Here is a 16,228-nt window from a genome sequence, read left to right as displayed (position 1 = left end):
CAGACGCAAAGGCCCCTCCGGGGGCCAACACTTTCACAGGAGTTCACCATGCCGCGTTTTGCCGCCAACCTGTCCATGCTGTTCACCGAACAGGATTTTCTTGTCCGTTTTCAAGCGGCTGCCAACGCTGGTTTCCACGGCGTTGAATACCTGTTTCCCTACGATTACAGCTCCGCCGAGATCAAGGCCCAGCTCGAGGCCAACAAGCTGACCCAAGTCCTGTTCAACCTGCCGGCCGGGGATTGGGCCAACGGTGAACGCGGCATTGCCTGCCTCCCCGACCGTGCTGAAGAGTTTCGTGCCGGCGTGGACCTGGCCATTGCCTATGCCCAGGTGCTGGGCAATGACCAGATCAACTGCCTGGCCGGTATCAGCCCGCAGGGCATAGACCCCGCCGTGGTTGAAAAAACCTTTGTCGCCAACCTCAAGTACGCCGCCGACAAGCTGCAGGCGCACGGCATCAGGCTGGTCATGGAAGCCATCAATACCCGAGACATTCCGGGCTTCTACCTGAACAACACCCGCCAGGCCCTGGCCATCCAGGAGAAGGTCGGCAGCGCCAACCTGTTCCTGCAATACGACATCTACCACATGCAAATCATGGAGGGGGATCTGGCCCGCACGATGCAAGCGCACCTGCCGCAGATCAACCACATCCAGCTGGCCGATAACCCTGGCCGCCACGAACCGGGCACCGGTGAAATCAACTACCGCTTCCTGTTTGAACACCTCGACCGCATTGGCTATCAAGGCTGGGTCGGCTGTGAATACAAGCCCCTGACCAGCACCGAAGCCGGCCTTGGCTGGCTCAAGACCCATAACGCGGTTTAAGCAACACCGGCTTTCTCTTGCTGGAGCAAGCACCGCTCCGGCAGAAACGAATCAGGCCTCCCATAAAAACAAGAGGATTTGTCATGGCTAAGATTGGATTTATCGGCACCGGCATCATGGGTTCACCTATGGCCAGCAACCTGCAAAAGGCCGGGCACAGCCTGTTCCTGTCGACTCACCACGGCGCCGCACCCACCGAGCTACTGGCCGCAGGCGCCGTGGCGCTGGCCAACCCCAGGGAGGTTGCCCAGGAGGCCGAGTTCATCATTGTGATGGTGCCCGACACCCCCCAGGTCGAAGACGTGCTGTTCCGCGAGGACGGCATTGCCGCTGGCCTGAGCCCGAACAAGGTGGTGATCGACATGAGCTCGATCTCACCGACCGCGACCAAGGCTTTCGCTGAAAAAATCAACGCCAAGGGTGCGCAATACCTGGATGCCCCGGTTTCCGGCGGTGAGGTCGGCGCAAAAGCGGGCACCCTGAGCATCATGGTCGGCGGAGACGAAAAAACCTTCGAGCGGACCCTGTCCTTGCTGCAGAACATGGGTAAAAACATCACCCTGGTCGGCGGCAACGGCGACGGCCAGACTGCCAAGGTGGCGAACCAGATCATCGTGGCGCTGAACATTCAGGCGGTTGCCGAAGCGCTGGTTTTCGCGGCCAAAAACGGGGCAGATCCGGCCAAGGTTCGCGAAGCACTGATGGGCGGTTTTGCTTCGTCGAAAATCCTCGAAGTGCATGGCGAGCGCATGATCAAAGGCACGTTCGATCCGGGATTCCGTATCAGCCTGCACCAGAAAGACCTCAACCTGGCACTGGCCGGCGCCCGTGAACTGGGAATCAACCTGCCCAACACCGCCAGCGCACAGCAAGTGTTCAGCACCTGCGCGGCGCTGGGTGGCGGCAACTGGGATCACTCCGCGCTGATCAAAGGCCTGGAACACATGGCCAACTTCTCGATCCGCGACTGACCCTTCCCCGGCGCCTGCCCTGCAGGCGCCACGTTAATTTCTTCATGGGCTGCAGGCACCTGCCTTAGACGCGGGGGCCTCTGCACATCCCCAAAAAGCTGATCGAGCCATGAGTATGCCCCCGCTCACTCCCCAGTGCCCCGACTGGGCCACTGCGCTGTGCAATGGTTTCAGCCAGATTTTCCTGCAACGTCATCCCGTGTGCGGCGTGTTTTGCCTGCTGGCGATTCTGGTCAGCGCCCCCACCTTGCTCGCCGGAGCCTTGTTGGGCGCCGCATCGGGGCTGCTGACGGCCCAACGCCGGGGCTATGCCAAAGCCGAACGCCAGGCCGGACTTTACAGCTACAACGGTGCGCTACTGGGCCTGCTGCTGAGCCATCAACTGCCGTGGTCTGCGCTGCTGCCCCTGCTGATCATCGCCTGCGCCGGGCTCAGCTCGATCCTGATCCAGCAATGGCTCAAACGTACCCGCCATACCCCTGTACTGATGGCCTACACCGCACCTTTTGTGGGCCTGGGCTGGATCGTGCTGTACTTCACTGCCAACCCTGCTCCAGCCGCGCCTCTCGACTCAACGCTCAATAGCCTGACGCTGGTGCTGGCCCTGTTCAAAGGTGTCGGCCAGGTGATGCTGCTGCAACATCCGCTGGCGGGGCTATTGATCGTGATCGGTGTGTGGTTGAGCAACTGGCGCGCGGCATTGTGGGCACTGGCGGGCTCTTTGACCGGCCTGCTGTTCGGGCTCTGGCAGCAGGAACCGGGCGACGCGCTGAGCGGACTCACCGGCTATAACCCGGTGCTGGCCGCATTGGCCCTGAGCCATCAATCTCAGCGTCCCTGGCTGCCCGTACTCGGCATTCTCCTGACGTTGTTGCTGCTTCCGGTTTTTTCGGCACTTGGCCTGCCACCCCTGACCGCCCCGTTTATTCTCGGCTGCTGGCTGGTCCAGGCCACACTGAGGGCGCTCTGGCCCAAGCCTCTAGAAGCAAAAGAACAATGCAGGTTGCGCATTGAGCGTTAATCCTCGAACCTTCTGATATTTGGGCATCGAGCAACCTGCATGGATAACAACGATTGGCGCCAACGCTTGTATGTCATGGTCTTTCAAGCCGACACGGCAGCCGGACGGCGCTTCGACACCGCACTGCTGCTGATTATTCTGCTCAGCCTGGTGGTGGTGGTCCTCGACAGTATCGACAGCATCCACCGCGACTACGCGGCGTTGCTGGCGTACATCGAATGGGGATTCACCCTTGTGTTCGCGGTGGAATACGCCTTGCGTCTGTATTGCTCGCCCAAGCCCCTGCGTTACGCCTTCAGCTTTTACGGGCTGGTGGACTTGCTGGCGATCGTGCCGGGGATTCTGGCCATTTACTACAGCGATGCGCAGTACCTGCTGATTATCCGCATCATCCGCATGCTTCGGATTTTTCGCGTACTCAAGCTGCGCCCGTACCTGAGCCAGGCCAATTACCTGCTTTCGGCCCTGCGCGGCAGCAAACAGAAAATCATCGTGTTTCTGGTCAGCGTGTCGACGCTGGTTACGGTGTTCGGCACCTTGATGTACGTCGTCGAAGGTCCTGAAAACGGTTTTACCAGCATCCCGCTCAGTATCTATTGGGCCATCGTCACCCTGACCACCGTCGGCTTCGGTGATATCGTGCCCAAAACCGTGCTCGGCCAGATCATCTCGGCCATGGTGATGATCACCGGTTACTCGATCATTGCCGTGCCCACCGGGATTTTTACCGCCGAACTGGCCAATGCCATGCGCGGCGAGCAACTCAAGCACAACTGCCCCACCTGCAAGAAGAACACCCACGAACCGACGGCCTCATTTTGTTCGCGATGTGGCAATGCGCTTTTTAGCAAAAAAGCATAACAAAAGTACTTTTTAATCTTTTAAGGACTATGCAGCAGCGGCTATAGTCGCTCGCAAATTGCCCCTTTATTGCTCCCCATAACAAGGAATGCGCAGTGAAAAAACTCTTTAGCGTCTCAATTCTGGCCGCCGGCCTGGTGCTCGGCAGCATGGCTCATGCCGCTCAGCCACCGCTATTAAACGTGTCTTATGACGTGATGCGAGACTTCTACAAGGACTACAACACTGCCTTCCAGAAACATTGGCAAGCCGAAAACAAAGACAAGTTGAACGTTCAAATGTCTTTCGGCGGTTCAAGCAAACAGGCACGTTCGGTGATCGATGGCCTGCCGGCTGACGTCATTACCATGAACATGGCCACCGACATCAATGCCTTGGTCGACAACGGCAAGCTGGTGCCGGAAAACTGGGTCACGCGCCTGCCGAACAACAGCGCGCCGTTCACCTCGGCCACCGTGTTTATCGTGCGCAAAGGCAACCCGAAAGCCCTCAAAGACTGGCCCGACCTGCTCAAGGATGGCGTGGGTGTGATCGTCCCCAACCCGAAAACCTCGGGTAACGGCCGTTACACCTTCCTCTCGGCCTGGGGTTACGTGCTGAAAAATGGCGGCGATGAGACCAAGGCCAAAGACTTCGTGGCCAAGCTGTTCAAACAAGCCCCGGTGCTGGATACCGGTGGCCGTGCCGCGACCACCACGTTCATGACCAACCAGATCGGCGACGTGCTGGTGACCTTCGAAAATGAAGCCGAAATGATCGCCCGTGAGTTCGGCCGCGACCAGTTCGAAGTGGTTTACCCCAGCGTCTCCGCCGAAGCCGAGCCGCCAGTGACCGTGGTCGACAAAGTCGTCGACAAAAAAGGCACCCGTGCCGTTGCCGAACAGTATCTGAAGTACCTGTGGTCGCCTGAAGGCCAGGAAATCGCGGCCAAGAACTACCTGCGTCCACGGGACCCGGCAATATTGGCCAAGTACACCGACCGCTTCCCGAAGGTCGACTTCCTGTCGGTTGAAAAAACCTTCGGCGACTGGCGTGACGTGCAGAAAAAGTACTTCAACGACGGTGGCGTGTTCGATCAGATCTACAGCGGCCAGTAATCGCTTTGCACCCAAACCTGTAGCAGCTGCTGCGGGTTTGGGTGACTCCTCGCCCTTATCGCTGCCTGTAGCAGCGGTCGAGTAGCACGAGGCCGCGTCCAGCGGCGCAGCCGTCGCAAAGCCTGGAGTACCTGTCCGTTGAGTGCGCAGCGGCATTCTACGGTGTGCGCCCTGACCGCGGCTCACTGTTGTCAATCCGCCGCAAACGTCAGCAAAAAGGCCTTGCCCCTGCGCGCGGCCTTCGCTGCGCTCTCAACAAGCTGTACATAAACCCAGTAAAAACAGTTGCCCTGCCGCCAATCTCTGCCCATGCTGTGCACCTTCTGCGCGGCAAGTTCAATGAGTGGCGTTATGCGGCTGTTTCTGTGTGAAAAACCCTCCCAGGCCAAAGATATTGCCGCCGTGCTCGGTGCCAGCCGACGCGGTGACGGCTGCTGGGTGGGCCCCAATACCACGGTCACCTGGTGCATCGGCCACCTGCTGGAAACGGCCCCGCCCGACGCCTATGACGAACGCTACAAGCGCTGGGTGCTGGCCGACCTGCCGATCATCCCCGAAAAGTGGAAAATGCGCGTCAAGCCCAAGACGGCCAGCCAGTTCAAGGCGGTCAAGCGCCTGCTCGGCGAAGCCAGCGAGCTGGTGATTGCTACCGACGCCGACCGCGAAGGCGAGATGATCGCCCGCGAGCTGCTCGATCACTGCCGCTATCGCGGGCCCATCCAGCGCCTGTGGTTGTCAGCGCTGGACGACGCCTCCATTCGCAAGGCCCTGGCTAACCTCAAGCCTGGCGCCGAAACCTTCAACCTGTACCATTCAGCCCTGGGCCGTTCGCGGGCCGACTGGCTGATCGGGATGAACATGAGCCGCCTGTTCACCCTGCTCGGGCGCCAGTCCGGGTATCAGGGCGTGTTGCCCGTGGGCCGGGTGCAAACCCCGACCTTGCGCCTGGTGGTCGATCGCGACCGCAGCATCAGCGACTTTGTGCCCGTCGCGTATTGGGCCATCGACGTCCAGCTCAAGCACGACGGGCAACTGTTCACCGCACAATGGCGTGCCGATCCCGATACCTGCGACGAACACGACCGCTGCCTCAATCAGGCCCACGCCCAACAGGCGGCTACAGCAATCAACAACGCCAGCAGCGCCCGCGTCAGCACCTTGCGCACCGAGCGCGTACGCGAAGTCGCCCCGCTGCCATTCGATCTCGGTACGCTGCAAGAGGTGTGTTCGAAAAAACTCGGCCTCGGTGCCCAGGAAACCCTCGACATCGCCCAGGCACTGTACGAAACCTACAAGGTCATTACCTACCCGCGCAGCGACTGCGGCTACTTGCCACAAAGTCAGCACGGCGAGGCGGCGTCGATCCTGTCCGCCTTGCAGCGGGTTGATTCGACGCTGGCCCCGCTGAGCGGGCATCTGGACCCGCAACGGCGCTCACGCGCCTGGAATGACGCCAAGGTCAGCGCCCACCACGGCATCATTCCTACCGCTGCCGCAAAAAATCTTGAGCGCCTGACCGGCAAACATCGAGCGGTCTACACCCTGATTCGTGCACGCTATCTGGCGCAGTTCCTGCCCAACCACGAATACGATCGCACCCAGGCCGACTTCGACTGCGCCGGCCAGGCCCTGCGTGCCGTCGGCAAGCAGATCGTCGAGCCCGGCTGGAAGCGCGCGCTGCCTGAAGCCCTGGCGCCTGCCAAAGGCCGTGAAGCCCCTGCCCCGCAGCCTTTACCCGTATTGCGCGAAGGGCTCGACTGCGCCATTGCCGGCGTCCAGCTTAAAGACCTCTGGACCCAACCGCCCAAGCCCTTCACTGAAGGAGACTTGATCAAGGCCATGAAAAACGTGGCCAAGCTGGTGCAAGACCCGCTGCTCAAGCAAAAGCTCAAGGACACCACCGGCATCGGCACCGAGGCCACCCGCGCCGGGATCATTCAGGGCCTGCTCGATCGCGGCTACCTGAGTAAAAACGGCAAGGCCCTGGCCGCCACTGCGCCTGCGTTCAGCCTGATCGACGCCGTGCCGCGGGCCATCGCCGACCCCGGCACGACCGCCATCTGGGAACAGGCTCTGGACATGGTGCAAAGTGGTGAAATGACCCTGGAGACGTTCGTCGCCAAGCAGGTCGCCTGGATGAGCAAGCATATCGCCCGTTGCAGCGGCATGCGCATGACCATCAGCGGTCCGGCCAGCCCGGCCGGCGTCGCGCCGGCGTGGAAGAAAAAACGCAAGGCAACGCCCGGGAAGGCAAAGGCCAAACGGGCGGTAAAGCCCAAGAGTAAAAGTGGTTAAGGGGCGTCAACACGCAAGGTGCCGCCCCAAATATCCTCGCCCGCTTGCTCGCTCGATACCCGTCCGGCCCGGACCATCGCCGTGCCCTGACTGGCCACATAACGCGCCGGTACAAGGCCGTCGGCAATCGCACATCCACTGAGCAAATCAGTATCATCCCCACAGTTTTTACTCAGGAGCACACCATGACCGCACGTACTTTCCTCATCACCGGCGCCAGCAAAGGCATCGGTCGCGCGCTGGCAACGTATCTGGCCCAGGCGGGCCACACGGTGGTAGGCATTGCTCGTCAAGCGGATGACGCAAGCTTTCCCGGCACCTTGATTGCCCTGGATCTGGCGGATCGCCAGCGCAGTGCACAGGTGCTCAAGGAACTCAGTGAACGCTTTGCGTTTGACGGACTGGTAAACAACGTCGGGCTGGTGCGCCCGCAAGCGCTGGGCGAGATTGATCTGGAAGCATTCGATGACGTGATGCGGGTCAATCTGCATTCAGCGTTGCAAGCCACACAAGCACTGTTGCCGGGGATGCGCGCCCGAGGTTGGGGGCGGATTGTGAACATTTCGAGCCTCACCGTACTCGGCATCACTCAGCGCACGGCCTATGCCGCTGCCAAAGCGGCCCTGGTGAGTTTTACCCGTTCATGGGCACTGGAACTGGCGCAAACCGGGATCACGGTGAACGCGGTCGCGCCCGGCCCGACCGAAACCGAACTGTTCCGCGCCAATAATCCGCCAGGCTCGACCGGTGAGGCACGCTACCTGGCAGGTGTGCCGATGGCGCGCCTGGGTCAGCCCGAAGAAATCGCCTCGGCCATTGCCTTTTTACTGTCGCAGAACAGCGGTTACATCACCGGCCAGACGCTGTTTGTCGACGGCGGCGCATCGGTGGGTAAAGCGGCGTTTTAAGTCCGCCACGGGCAAGCCCACGGCTTGCCCGCTTTTCATCGACCTACAGCAAATCAGTGCCGTCGCGCTTGGCCTTGCGCATGTCGCGATACAGGCTGACGCATAAAGTAATCATCACGGCCGCCGCAATCGCCGGCCAGATCAGGACGTACAGGGTTAGAGCGAAACTGGACATGGGGAGGCTCCTTTTTCAGTGGCAGATTTGCCTTCTGGGGCAGATTCAGCGGTGCCGTGGAAGGCCACCACGCGTTCATTGATGCAGTCGAAGTCGAAGGATTCATTGGCCAGCAAGCTGACCAGCACACAGACCACGGTGCTGACTCCGTAAGCCGTCAAGGAGCTCAATAGAACCGGGTAATCGCGCAAGAAGCCAAAGGCGAACGGGGCCATGACCAAGAAGGCCAATGTGCCCAGTACAAATCCCGCACGCTTGCCGAAGAAGCCGAACACCATCAAGCCGATCACAACGCCGCCACCGATGGAAGCACACAGCTCGAACAACAACGCCACAGCGCCTTGCATTTCAAGCAATTCGAAACGCGCCACCAGAAACATCAAGAAACCGGCAATGGCTGCACTGGTAAAGGCCGCGTTGGTGATCCGCTCCCAATACAGGCTGGCAATCACCGGGAACACGATCGCGCCCCACAAGGCGCCGACAAAAATCAGCATGGTCAGAATGTCGAGCTTCATACTGGCGAACAGCATGGCCAGCATCGTCGCCACCACCATCGTCAAGCGCCCCACGAACAACATGGTTTTGGGATTGGGCTTACCTTTGGCGAGGTTTTTACCGTAGACATCGGTCATCACCAACGCCGACAGCGCCGACAAATCAGAGTCAGCGGTGGACGACAGCGAGCCGATCACCATGATGAAAAACAGGCCGACCGCAAAGGGCGGCAAATAGGTCGAAGCCATCTGCGGGATCAGGTTATTCAGGTCGCCATCCTGCGGCTCGATACCTGCGAGCAGCGCCAGAAAACCCAGCATGCCAAGGCCGATGACAATCGAGGCATAGCCGATGGTCGCGGTGACAAAGGTCGACTTCATCAAGTCTTCGCGCACGGCGAACAACCGCTGGGCGATCGTCTGATTACCAATCGCGTAGGCCAGCACGGCCACGAAGTAGGGAGCACCCTGCTCCAGGATTGCGGTTTTTGAGTAAAAACTGGCTTGCTCAGGCGTAATGTTCGGCATGCCCTGGGCGAAGATTTCCGGCCCGCCAAGCTGAAAGAAGATGATCGGGATGATCACCACCGCAGCAAAGATCATGGCAAACAACTGGCCAAAGTCTGTCAGTACCGAAGAGCGGAAACCGGACCAAATGGTGTACGTCAGGACCCCGACACCGGCAATCAATACCCCATGGGTAAAGCTCAGAGGCGAGAGAACTGCCACCAGGGCCCCGGCAGCCGTAAAGTTGACCATCAAGCTGATCAGGCTCCCGACAATGTTGGAGCCTGCCAGAATCATCTGACTGGATCGCCCGTGACGGGCATGCATGATTTCAGCGAGGGTGTGGGCTTTGGGTGCCAGTTGCCGAAAACGCCGGCCAAACGGGTAGATGAACAGAATCATCAGCGCCCCCCAGAAGCCGTAATGCAAGGCGCCTGAAAGGCCGAACTTATAACCCGCGCTGGCGGCGGCATAAAACGATGCGGCCCAGATCCAGGTGGCCGTCATGCTGGCGGCTGACATGCCAAAGCCGATCGAGTTATTGGACACCATGTAACCGTCGACGTTTTCCTCTTTGCGACCCACACGCAAAGACACCAAAAACGTCAGGCCATAGAAACAAAATAAAAGCATAAGCACAGTGGGGGTGGAAAGTTGGAACATTCCTTTCTCCTTTATGTGCGCCACAGCCGTTGCAGACGCAACGAAAGGCCAATATCGGCAGGCGCAACAACCCGGTTTTCCTGCGAGACAGGCGATAGCGGACAGCGGTCCGTGGGTTGTCGTCGTGAAGGCTGGCAAGTGACGGAACGCAAGGGGCGTCCCACGTCAAAAGGCAAAGCGTGCGCTAGCACGTTGAGCCGGGTGCTTGCAGCAAGGGCCGGCAGTTGCCGGAAGATGAGTCCTGTATCAGAGGCCAAGCCCTGACACGAACAGAGGCGGATTATACAGATTTGGCGCGGTTTTTGCGGATTGACCTGATACCGCAGGCCATAAGAAAACGGCGGCCCCAGGGCCGCCGCGATGCATCACTTGAACTGACGGCTCAACCCTGGCGGTACCCCGCTGATGTCGGTTTCTTCCCACGGGCCGTTGGGGCTGACCGAGCGGCTCCAACCGTTGTCCCAGCGGTAGTAGGCGCGCTGACGGTAGAAGGTGTTGCTCTGGTTATCCAGCACATAGACCCCAAGACGTGCGTCCCAATGGCTCGGGCCACCGGGCGGCGGCGCGAAGGTTGCCGACGTGCGCGGCAGCGGCTTCGGCGGCTTGGGAATCGGCATGTCCGGCAACGGCTTGCTGGACGGCTGCGGCGAGGGCTGCGGCTTCGGTACTGAAGGCACCGACGGCGCAGTGGGCTCCTCGTAAGGAGGATGAACCGCACAGGCGCTCAGGCCGAGGACAAGACTGAACAACGTGATGCGTGCAAGTGCGGCCATAGCGGTTTCTCTTATTTATCCGGGCTGTCGATGATCAACTGTTGCAGCGTATCGGTGCTGCTGGACAGTGGCTTGCTACGCCCTACCCACTCGCCGGCGGTTGGCTGACCGGCGCGGGAGATGCGTGCCATCAGTTGGACTTCAGGAAAGCTGGACAGTTTCAACTGCGGCATCATTGCGTCTGCATCACTCAGCTCGACGGTGATCGGCAAATCCGCCACCGTCACCCGCTTGACGGCCAAGGGTGCTGGCGGGCCGGACACGGCCCGGGCAAAGATGAACACACTGTCGCCGGGCAAGGCCTTGGCCTTGACTGCATCGGCCAGGTCAACGCTGACCTTGATCGAGGCCTGGGCCTTTGCAGGCGCAGCTTCAACCCGGCCGCCGCTGGCGAGCAACTGCTCGCGGGCCTTGTCGATGCCGCCTTGCAGCGCCACGCCGGACTGATCCCCGGCAGGCAACTCGTTCAGCAGACGCTGCCAATAGCTGATGGCTTCCTGGTAGCGCTTGGCTTCGAACGCCGAGATCCCCAACAGGCCCAGGCTGGTGACTTCTTTCGGGTCGGCCTTCAAGGCTTCATCGGTCAAGGCCTGAAGCGTGTCGCTCCATTGCTTGTTGTTGGCAAAGTACTGGGCCTGAGCCCATTGCCCCAACAGCTCAGGCTGACGGCCAGCCACTGCCACGGCGCGTTCGAACGCTTTGGCCGCGTCGGCGGCACGGTTTTGCGCCATGTAGGCACGCCCCAGGAAGTACCAGCCTTCGGCCGACTCCGGTTGCGCGGCCGCAGCACGCTCAAGGCGTGACACCATTTCTTCAAGGGACTGCGGCGGCTGGGAGAATTCGCGGGTCAGCTCGACTTTGTCGCTGGCACCAAAGTGCAGGTACAGGCCCAACCCCAGCACCGGCACCAGCACCGCGGCCAACAGCGGCAGCGCTTTGCCGAGGCTCGACACGCGTGCCGGAGCCACACCTTCGGTATCGGCCAGCAACTCGCGTGCTGCTTCGGCACGTCCGGTTTCCAGTTGCTCGGCGGTCAAGCCGCCTTCCTCGTACTGAACCTGCAACTCGGCCACGCGCTCCTGGTACAACGCCACGTTCAAGGCCGTGCGATCTTCTTCACGCTGGGCACGACGCCCACGCAATACCGGGATCAATATAAAGCTCAGGGCGATGAGCAGCAGCAAGCCTGCTGCAAGCCAGAAATCAATCATCTTGTTTTTTATCCAGCAAGGTGTCGAGGCGCTGACGCTCCTCGGCAGAAAGTGTGTCAGCGTGATCGCTCAGGGATGTACGGCGACGGCGGCCGACAATCACCCCGATCACCACCAGCCCGCCCACCAACAGCCCCAGCGGACCAAACCACAGCACCGCCGTTTTGCCGGTCAGGGCCGGGTTGTAGCGCACGAACTCGCCATAGCGGTCGACCATGAAATCAATGATCTGCTGATTGCTCTTGCCTTCGCCGAGCATGCGGAAAATCTCCCGGCGCAGGTCAGTGGCAATCGGTGCATTGGAATCGGCAATGTCCTGGTTCTGACACTTGGGGCAACGCAACTCCTTGGTCAGTTCACGAAAACGATCACGCTCGGCGTCGTTGGCGAACTCATAGGTGTCAATGGCGGCATGGGCCAGGCCGCTCAACGTCAACCCCAGGGCCACCGCAGCTAACCAGCGCTTCATGGCCGAGCCTCGTCAACCAGCGCCTGATACTTGCCGGCCAGTTGTTCGCGCCACACGGTCTCGTCGATCACGCCGACAAACTTGTGGCGGATGATGCCCTGGCTGTCGATCAGGAAAGTCTCAGGTGCGCCGTACACGCCCAGATTCAAGCCCAGCGAACCGGCTTCGTCGTTGATGTCCAACTGGTACGGATTATGGAATTCCTGCAGCCACTTCCTGGCATCGGCATTGACGTCCTTGTAGTTGACGCCATAGATCACCACACCCTGCTCGGCCAGCTTGGTCAGCACCGGGTGCTCGACCCGGCACGAAATGCACCAGGTGGCCCACACGTTGACCAGCGCCGGCTTGCCCTTGAGATCCGCTTCAGTGAGGGTCTTGTCACCTTCGACCGACGGCAGACTGAAGGCCGGGAACGGCTTGTCGATCATCGCCGAAGGCAATTCGGTCGGGTCCAGGTACAAGCCCTTATAAAGAAACCACGCCATGCCCAGAAAGACAGCCAGCGGGATCAGCATCAACCAGCGTCTCATGCGGTGGCTCCTGTCATGCCCAGTGCTTCACGCACACGGCTTTTAACCTTGGTCCGGTAGCGGCGATCCATGGCCGCCAGTAAACCGCCAAACCCTGTCAGCAAACCGCCGAACCAGATCCAGCGGACAAAGGGTTTGACGTGAACCCGCACAGCCCACGCGCCATCACCCAGCGGCTCACCCAGCGCCACATACAGGTCGCGGGTGAAACCGGCGTCGATACCGGCTTCGGTCATCATCGAGTTCTGCACGGTGTACAGGCGTTTTTCCGGGTGCAGCACGCTGACTTCCTTGCCGTTGCGAATAACCCGCACCGTGCCTTTGTCCGAGGTGAAGTTCGGCCCTTCAAAATGTTTGGCCCCTTCAAACAGGAAGTGATAACCGCCCAGCTCCATCGATTCGCCCGGGGCCAGGCGCAAGTCACGCTCGGCACTGTTCTGGCTCGACAGCACGACGCCCAGCGCGCAAATGGCGATGCCCAGGTGAGCGATCTGCATGCCCCAGTAGCTGCGGGTCAGGCTGCGTACACCCTTGACCAGGCCTTTGTGCCGGGTCTTGTCACCAATATCGCGCACACCGGCCAGCAGCACCCACGCCGCCAGGGCAAAGGTCGTGATCACGGCCCAGTTGAAGTCGCCATAGGCCACGCCGGCAATTGCCGACAACGCCGCGGTGCCCAGCAAGACCGGGGTCAGCATGCCCAGCAGCCATTTGACCGGGGTGTCTTTCCAGCGCACCAGCATGCCCACGGCCATGACCACCATCAGCAAGCCCATCAGCGGAATGAACAGCGCGTTGAAGTACGGCGGGCCAACCGACATCTTGGCGCCACTGATGGCATCCAGAATCAACGGGTACAGGGTGCCCAGCAGAATCATCGAAGCCGCTACCACCAGCACCAGGTTATTGCACAGCAACAACGTCTCGCGGGACCACAGTTTGAAGCTCACGTGGCTTTTCACCACCGGTGCGCGCAATGCAAACAGCGTCAGCGAACCGCCGACCACAAACAACAGGAAGATCAGGATAAACACGCCGCGCTCTGGGTCTGAAGCAAACGCATGGACCGAGGTCAGCACGCCGGAACGCACCAGGAAGGTCCCGAGCAGGCTCAAGGAAAATGCAGCAATCGCCAGCAGAACGGTCCAGCTCTTGAACACACCGCGTTTTTCAGTCACCGCCAGCGAGTGAATCAGCGCGGTGCCCACCAGCCAGGGCATGAACGAGGCGTTTTCCACCGGGTCCCAGAACCACCAGCCACCCCAGCCAAGTTCGTAGTAAGCCCACCAGGAGCCCAGGGTGATACCAATCCCGAGGAAAGCCCAGGCCACGATGGTCCACGGCCGTGACCAGCGGGCCCAGGCCGCATCCAGACGACCACCGAGCAAGGCCGCAATGGCAAACGCGAAGGCCACAGAGAAACCGACGTATCCCATGTACAGCATCGGCGGGTGAACGATCAGGCCGATGTCTTGCAGCAACGGGTTGAGGTCGTTGCCGTTAGCAGGAACCTGCGGCAACAGACGTGCGAACGGGTTTGAAGTCAGGATCAAAAACAGCAAAAAGCCAATGCTGATCATCCCCATGATCGACAACACCCGCGCCAGCATGACTTGCGGCAATTGGCGCGAGAAAATCGAGACTGCGAACGTCCAGCCGCCCAGAATCATCGCCCACAACAACAGCGACCCTTCGTGGGCACCCCACACGGCACTGAACTTGTAGTACCACGGCAGCGCACTGTTGGAGTTGCTGGCCACATAGGCCACCGAAAAATCATCGGCCATAAAGGCCCAGGTCAGGCAGCCGAAGGAGAACAGCAGGAAAGCGAATTGCCCCCAGGCGGCGGGTTGCGCCAGGCTCATCCACAACTTGTCGCCACGCCAGGCGCCGAGCAGCGGCACGATAGCCTGCACCACGGCAAAACACAGGGCCAGGATCATGGCCAGATGGCCAAGCTCGGGAATAAACAGTCCAGACGTCATCACTTAACCCCTTTCGCCGGCGCCGATTGACCACTTTCATTCAACGCTTTGGTCACTTCGGGCGGCATGTATTTTTCGTCGTGCTTGGCCAGTACTTCGTCGGCCACCACCACACCCGCGGCATTGAGTTTGCCCAATGCGACGATGCCCTGCCCTTCACGGAACAGGTCGGGCAGGATGCCACGGTACTGGATGGTCACGGACTTATTGAAGTCGGTGACCACGAACGCTACGTCCAGCGAATCCCCGGAGCGTTTCAGCGAGCCGGCTTCCACCATGCCCCCGGCACGGATCCGGGTGTCCAGCGGCGCTTCGCCATTGGCGATCTGGGTCGGGGTGTAGAACAGGTTGATGTTCTGCTGCAAGGCGCTCAAGGCCAGGGCCACGGCAATGCCCACCCCTACCAGAATCGCCAGGATGATGATCAAGCGTTTTTTGCGCAGCGGATTCACTTCGAATTCTCCCGGCGCAAGCGTCGCGCCTCTTGTTGCAAATAACGTCGGCGCGCCATGATCGGCAAGGCCACGTTCACTCCCAGCACCGCCAGGCAAATGCCATAGGCCGACCAGACATACACCGCGTGATGACCCATGGCGATAAAGTCGCCAAATGAAGCAAAACTCATCGCGCGCCCTCCAGAGCTTTTGAAACCTGCGCCTTGACCCAACTGCTGCGGGCCTCACGCTTCAGCACTTCCAGACGCATGCGCAGCAGAACCACGGCCCCAAAGAAGCAATAGAACCCCAGCACCGTGAGCAAGAGCGGCAGCCACATTTCTGCGGGCATCGCCGGTTTTTCGGTAAGGGTGAAGGTCGCGCCCTGGTGCAGGGTGTTCCACCACTCCACCGAGTATTTGATGATCGGGATGTTGATCACACCGACAATCGCCAGCACCGCACAGGCCTTGGCCGCGCTGTCGCGATTGGTGATGGCATTGCCCAGGGCAATCAGGCCGAAGTACAGAAACAGCAGAATCAGCATCGAGGTCAGGCGCGCATCCCAGACCCACCATGAGCCCCAGGTCGGCTTGCCCCAAATGGCCCCTGTGACCAGCGCCAGGGCTGTCATCCAGGCGCCGATCGGTGCGGCGGACTGCAGCGCGATATCGGCAATTTTCATCTTCCAGACCAGCCCCACCACACCGCAGACTGCCAGCATCACATAACAGGACTGGGCCAGCATCGCCGCCGGAACGTGGATATAAATGATCCGGAAGCTATTGCCCTGCTGGTAGTCCGGTGGCGCAAACGCCAGGCCCCAGACCACCCCGACGCTGATCAACAGCACGGAGGCAATGCTTAGCCAGGGCAGCAGGCGCCCACTGTTGGCATAAAACCATTTGGGCGAGCCCAGTTTGTGAAACCAAGTCCAGTTCATCACGCTGTTTCCATCACGGTGCCAGGACACGGCCTGTTCGGGCCGTTATCAAAG

The 16,228-nt window shown here is 60.3% G+C and carries 18 protein-coding genes; 7 read left to right on the top strand and 11 right to left on the bottom strand.

Annotated elements, in window-relative coordinates:
- Nucleotides 1-48 precede the first annotated feature (48 nt).
- From hyi to AWM69_RS19575, 6 genes are all read left to right on the top strand, one after another.
- Nucleotides 49-831 (top strand): hydroxypyruvate isomerase, encoded by a 783-nt coding sequence (gene hyi / locus AWM69_RS19600; RefSeq protein WP_218728048.1) that lies wholly within the window; start codon nt 49-51, stop codon nt 829-831.
- An 83-nt stretch (nt 832-914) separates the two neighbouring features.
- Nucleotides 915-1,802, top strand: coding sequence for a 2-hydroxy-3-oxopropionate reductase (locus AWM69_RS19595; RefSeq protein ID WP_218728046.1), 888 nt, complete (start codon nt 915-917; stop codon nt 1,800-1,802).
- A gap of 109 nt (nt 1,803-1,911) precedes the next feature.
- The gene (locus tag AWM69_RS19590; RefSeq protein ID WP_218728045.1) at nt 1,912-2,823 is read left to right on the top strand and encodes an urea transporter; all 912 of its coding nucleotides are present in this window, start codon (nt 1,912-1,914) and stop codon (nt 2,821-2,823) included.
- A gap of 39 nt (nt 2,824-2,862) precedes the next feature.
- Nucleotides 2,863-3,684: an ion transporter gene (locus AWM69_RS19585; RefSeq protein WP_131654472.1), complete on the top strand. Its 822-nt coding sequence runs from the start codon at nt 2,863-2,865 to the stop codon at nt 3,682-3,684.
- A 95-nt stretch (nt 3,685-3,779) separates the two neighbouring features.
- Nucleotides 3,780-4,781, top strand: a complete 1,002-nt coding sequence (locus AWM69_RS19580) for a sulfate ABC transporter substrate-binding protein (RefSeq protein WP_218728044.1) — start codon at nt 3,780-3,782, stop codon at nt 4,779-4,781.
- Nucleotides 4,782-5,132: 351 nt separating this feature from the next.
- Nucleotides 5,133-7,076, top strand: coding sequence for a DNA topoisomerase III (locus tag AWM69_RS19575; RefSeq protein WP_218728043.1), 1,944 nt, complete (start codon nt 5,133-5,135; stop codon nt 7,074-7,076).
- Here the strand turns inward: AWM69_RS19575 and AWM69_RS19570 are convergent.
- Nucleotides 7,073-7,222, bottom strand: coding sequence for a hypothetical protein (locus AWM69_RS19570; protein WP_373274341.1), 150 nt, complete (start codon nt 7,220-7,222; stop codon nt 7,073-7,075). The two genes, AWM69_RS19575 and AWM69_RS19570, sit on opposite strands and share 4 nt — an antisense overlap.
- A 39-nt stretch (nt 7,223-7,261) precedes the next feature.
- Between AWM69_RS19570 and AWM69_RS19565 the strand changes: the two genes are divergently transcribed.
- Complete coding sequence (locus AWM69_RS19565) at nt 7,262-7,984, top strand: SDR family oxidoreductase (protein ID WP_218728042.1); 723 nt, start codon at nt 7,262-7,264, stop codon at nt 7,982-7,984.
- Nucleotides 7,985-8,027: 43 nt separating this feature from the next.
- On the opposite strand, the gene AWM69_RS19560 is transcribed toward AWM69_RS19565, so the two are convergent.
- The 10 genes from AWM69_RS19560 to AWM69_RS19515 all read right to left on the bottom strand — a co-directional run bounded on the left by AWM69_RS19560 (nt 8,028) and on the right by AWM69_RS19515 (nt 16,177).
- Complete coding sequence (locus tag AWM69_RS19560; protein ID WP_218017838.1) at nt 8,028-8,159, bottom strand: putative transporter small subunit; 132 nt, start codon at nt 8,157-8,159, stop codon at nt 8,028-8,030.
- Nucleotides 8,141-9,826: a sodium:solute symporter family protein gene (locus AWM69_RS19555; RefSeq protein WP_218728041.1), complete on the bottom strand. Its 1,686-nt coding sequence runs from the start codon at nt 9,824-9,826 to the stop codon at nt 8,141-8,143. Before AWM69_RS19555 ends, AWM69_RS19560 begins: the two co-directional genes overlap by 19 nt.
- Before the next feature lie 365 nt (nt 9,827-10,191).
- Entirely contained in the window at nt 10,192-10,599 is a 408-nt protein-coding gene (locus AWM69_RS19550; RefSeq protein ID WP_218728040.1) for a hypothetical protein, read from the bottom strand.
- 11 nt (nt 10,600-10,610) lie between these two features.
- Entirely contained in the window at nt 10,611-11,810 is a 1,200-nt protein-coding gene (ccmI, locus tag AWM69_RS19545; protein ID WP_218728039.1) for a c-type cytochrome biogenesis protein CcmI, read from the bottom strand.
- Nucleotides 11,803-12,279, bottom strand: coding sequence for a cytochrome c-type biogenesis protein (locus AWM69_RS19540; protein WP_048383054.1), 477 nt, complete (start codon nt 12,277-12,279; stop codon nt 11,803-11,805). Before AWM69_RS19540 ends, ccmI begins: the two co-directional genes overlap by 8 nt.
- Nucleotides 12,276-12,812: a DsbE family thiol:disulfide interchange protein gene (locus AWM69_RS19535; protein WP_048383053.1), complete on the bottom strand. Its 537-nt coding sequence runs from the start codon at nt 12,810-12,812 to the stop codon at nt 12,276-12,278. The genes AWM69_RS19540 and AWM69_RS19535 overlap by 4 nt, the downstream gene beginning before the upstream one ends.
- On the bottom strand, nt 12,809-14,797 hold the full coding sequence (locus AWM69_RS19530; protein ID WP_131654479.1) for a heme lyase CcmF/NrfE family subunit: 1,989 nt from the start codon (nt 14,795-14,797) through the stop codon (nt 12,809-12,811). Before AWM69_RS19530 ends, AWM69_RS19535 begins: the two co-directional genes overlap by 4 nt.
- Nucleotides 14,797-15,249, bottom strand: a complete 453-nt coding sequence (gene ccmE / locus AWM69_RS19525) for a cytochrome c maturation protein CcmE (protein WP_131654480.1) — start codon at nt 15,247-15,249, stop codon at nt 14,797-14,799. The genes AWM69_RS19530 and ccmE overlap by 1 nt, the downstream gene beginning before the upstream one ends.
- Complete coding sequence (ccmD, locus tag AWM69_RS19520; RefSeq protein WP_048383050.1) at nt 15,246-15,422, bottom strand: heme exporter protein CcmD; 177 nt, start codon at nt 15,420-15,422, stop codon at nt 15,246-15,248. The genes ccmE and ccmD overlap by 4 nt, the downstream gene beginning before the upstream one ends.
- Nucleotides 15,419-16,177 carry a heme ABC transporter permease gene (locus AWM69_RS19515; RefSeq protein ID WP_218728038.1) on the bottom strand — a complete coding sequence of 253 codons (759 nt, stop codon included), beginning with the start codon at nt 16,175-16,177 and terminating at the stop codon, nt 15,419-15,421. The genes ccmD and AWM69_RS19515 overlap by 4 nt, the downstream gene beginning before the upstream one ends.
- Nucleotides 16,178-16,228: the final 51 nt, after the last annotated feature.

This window comes from Pseudomonas sp. D1HM (assembly GCF_019266105.1).
In the GTDB taxonomy this organism is placed as follows: Bacteria; Pseudomonadota; Gammaproteobacteria; order Pseudomonadales; family Pseudomonadaceae; genus Aquipseudomonas; species Aquipseudomonas taetrolens.
The sequence above is the reverse complement of the archived record's forward strand: the minus strand, read 5'-3'. Positions and strand labels throughout refer to the sequence as shown.

What these genes read in the sequence shown, in the direction of transcription:
- hyi (WP_218728048.1), top strand. Translation starts at nt 49, where the DNA reads ATGCCGCGTTTTGCCGCCAACCTGTCCATGCTGTTCACCGAACAGGAT.
- AWM69_RS19595 (WP_218728046.1), top strand. Translation starts at nt 915, where the DNA reads ATGGCTAAGATTGGATTTATCGGCACCGGCATCATGGGTTCACCTATG.
- AWM69_RS19590 (WP_218728045.1), top strand. Translation starts at nt 1,912, where the DNA reads ATGAGTATGCCCCCGCTCACTCCCCAGTGCCCCGACTGGGCCACTGCG.
- AWM69_RS19585 (WP_131654472.1), top strand. Translation starts at nt 2,863, where the DNA reads ATGGATAACAACGATTGGCGCCAACGCTTGTATGTCATGGTCTTTCAA.
- AWM69_RS19575 (WP_218728043.1), top strand. Translation starts at nt 5,133, where the DNA reads ATGCGGCTGTTTCTGTGTGAAAAACCCTCCCAGGCCAAAGATATTGCC.
- AWM69_RS19565 (WP_218728042.1), top strand. Translation starts at nt 7,262, where the DNA reads ATGACCGCACGTACTTTCCTCATCACCGGCGCCAGCAAAGGCATCGGT.
- AWM69_RS19560 (WP_218017838.1), bottom strand. Translation starts at nt 8,159, where the DNA reads ATGTCCAGTTTCGCTCTAACCCTGTACGTCCTGATCTGGCCGGCGATT.
- AWM69_RS19555 (WP_218728041.1), bottom strand. Translation starts at nt 9,826, where the DNA reads ATGTTCCAACTTTCCACCCCCACTGTGCTTATGCTTTTATTTTGTTTC.
- AWM69_RS19550 (WP_218728040.1), bottom strand. Translation starts at nt 10,599, where the DNA reads ATGGCCGCACTTGCACGCATCACGTTGTTCAGTCTTGTCCTCGGCCTG.
- ccmI (WP_218728039.1), bottom strand. Translation starts at nt 11,810, where the DNA reads ATGATTGATTTCTGGCTTGCAGCAGGCTTGCTGCTGCTCATCGCCCTG.
- AWM69_RS19540 (WP_048383054.1), bottom strand. Translation starts at nt 12,279, where the DNA reads ATGAAGCGCTGGTTAGCTGCGGTGGCCCTGGGGTTGACGTTGAGCGGC.
- AWM69_RS19535 (WP_048383053.1), bottom strand. Translation starts at nt 12,812, where the DNA reads ATGAGACGCTGGTTGATGCTGATCCCGCTGGCTGTCTTTCTGGGCATG.
- AWM69_RS19530 (WP_131654479.1), bottom strand. Translation starts at nt 14,797, where the DNA reads ATGACGTCTGGACTGTTTATTCCCGAGCTTGGCCATCTGGCCATGATC.
- ccmD (WP_048383050.1), bottom strand. Translation starts at nt 15,422, where the DNA reads ATGAGTTTTGCTTCATTTGGCGACTTTATCGCCATGGGTCATCACGCG.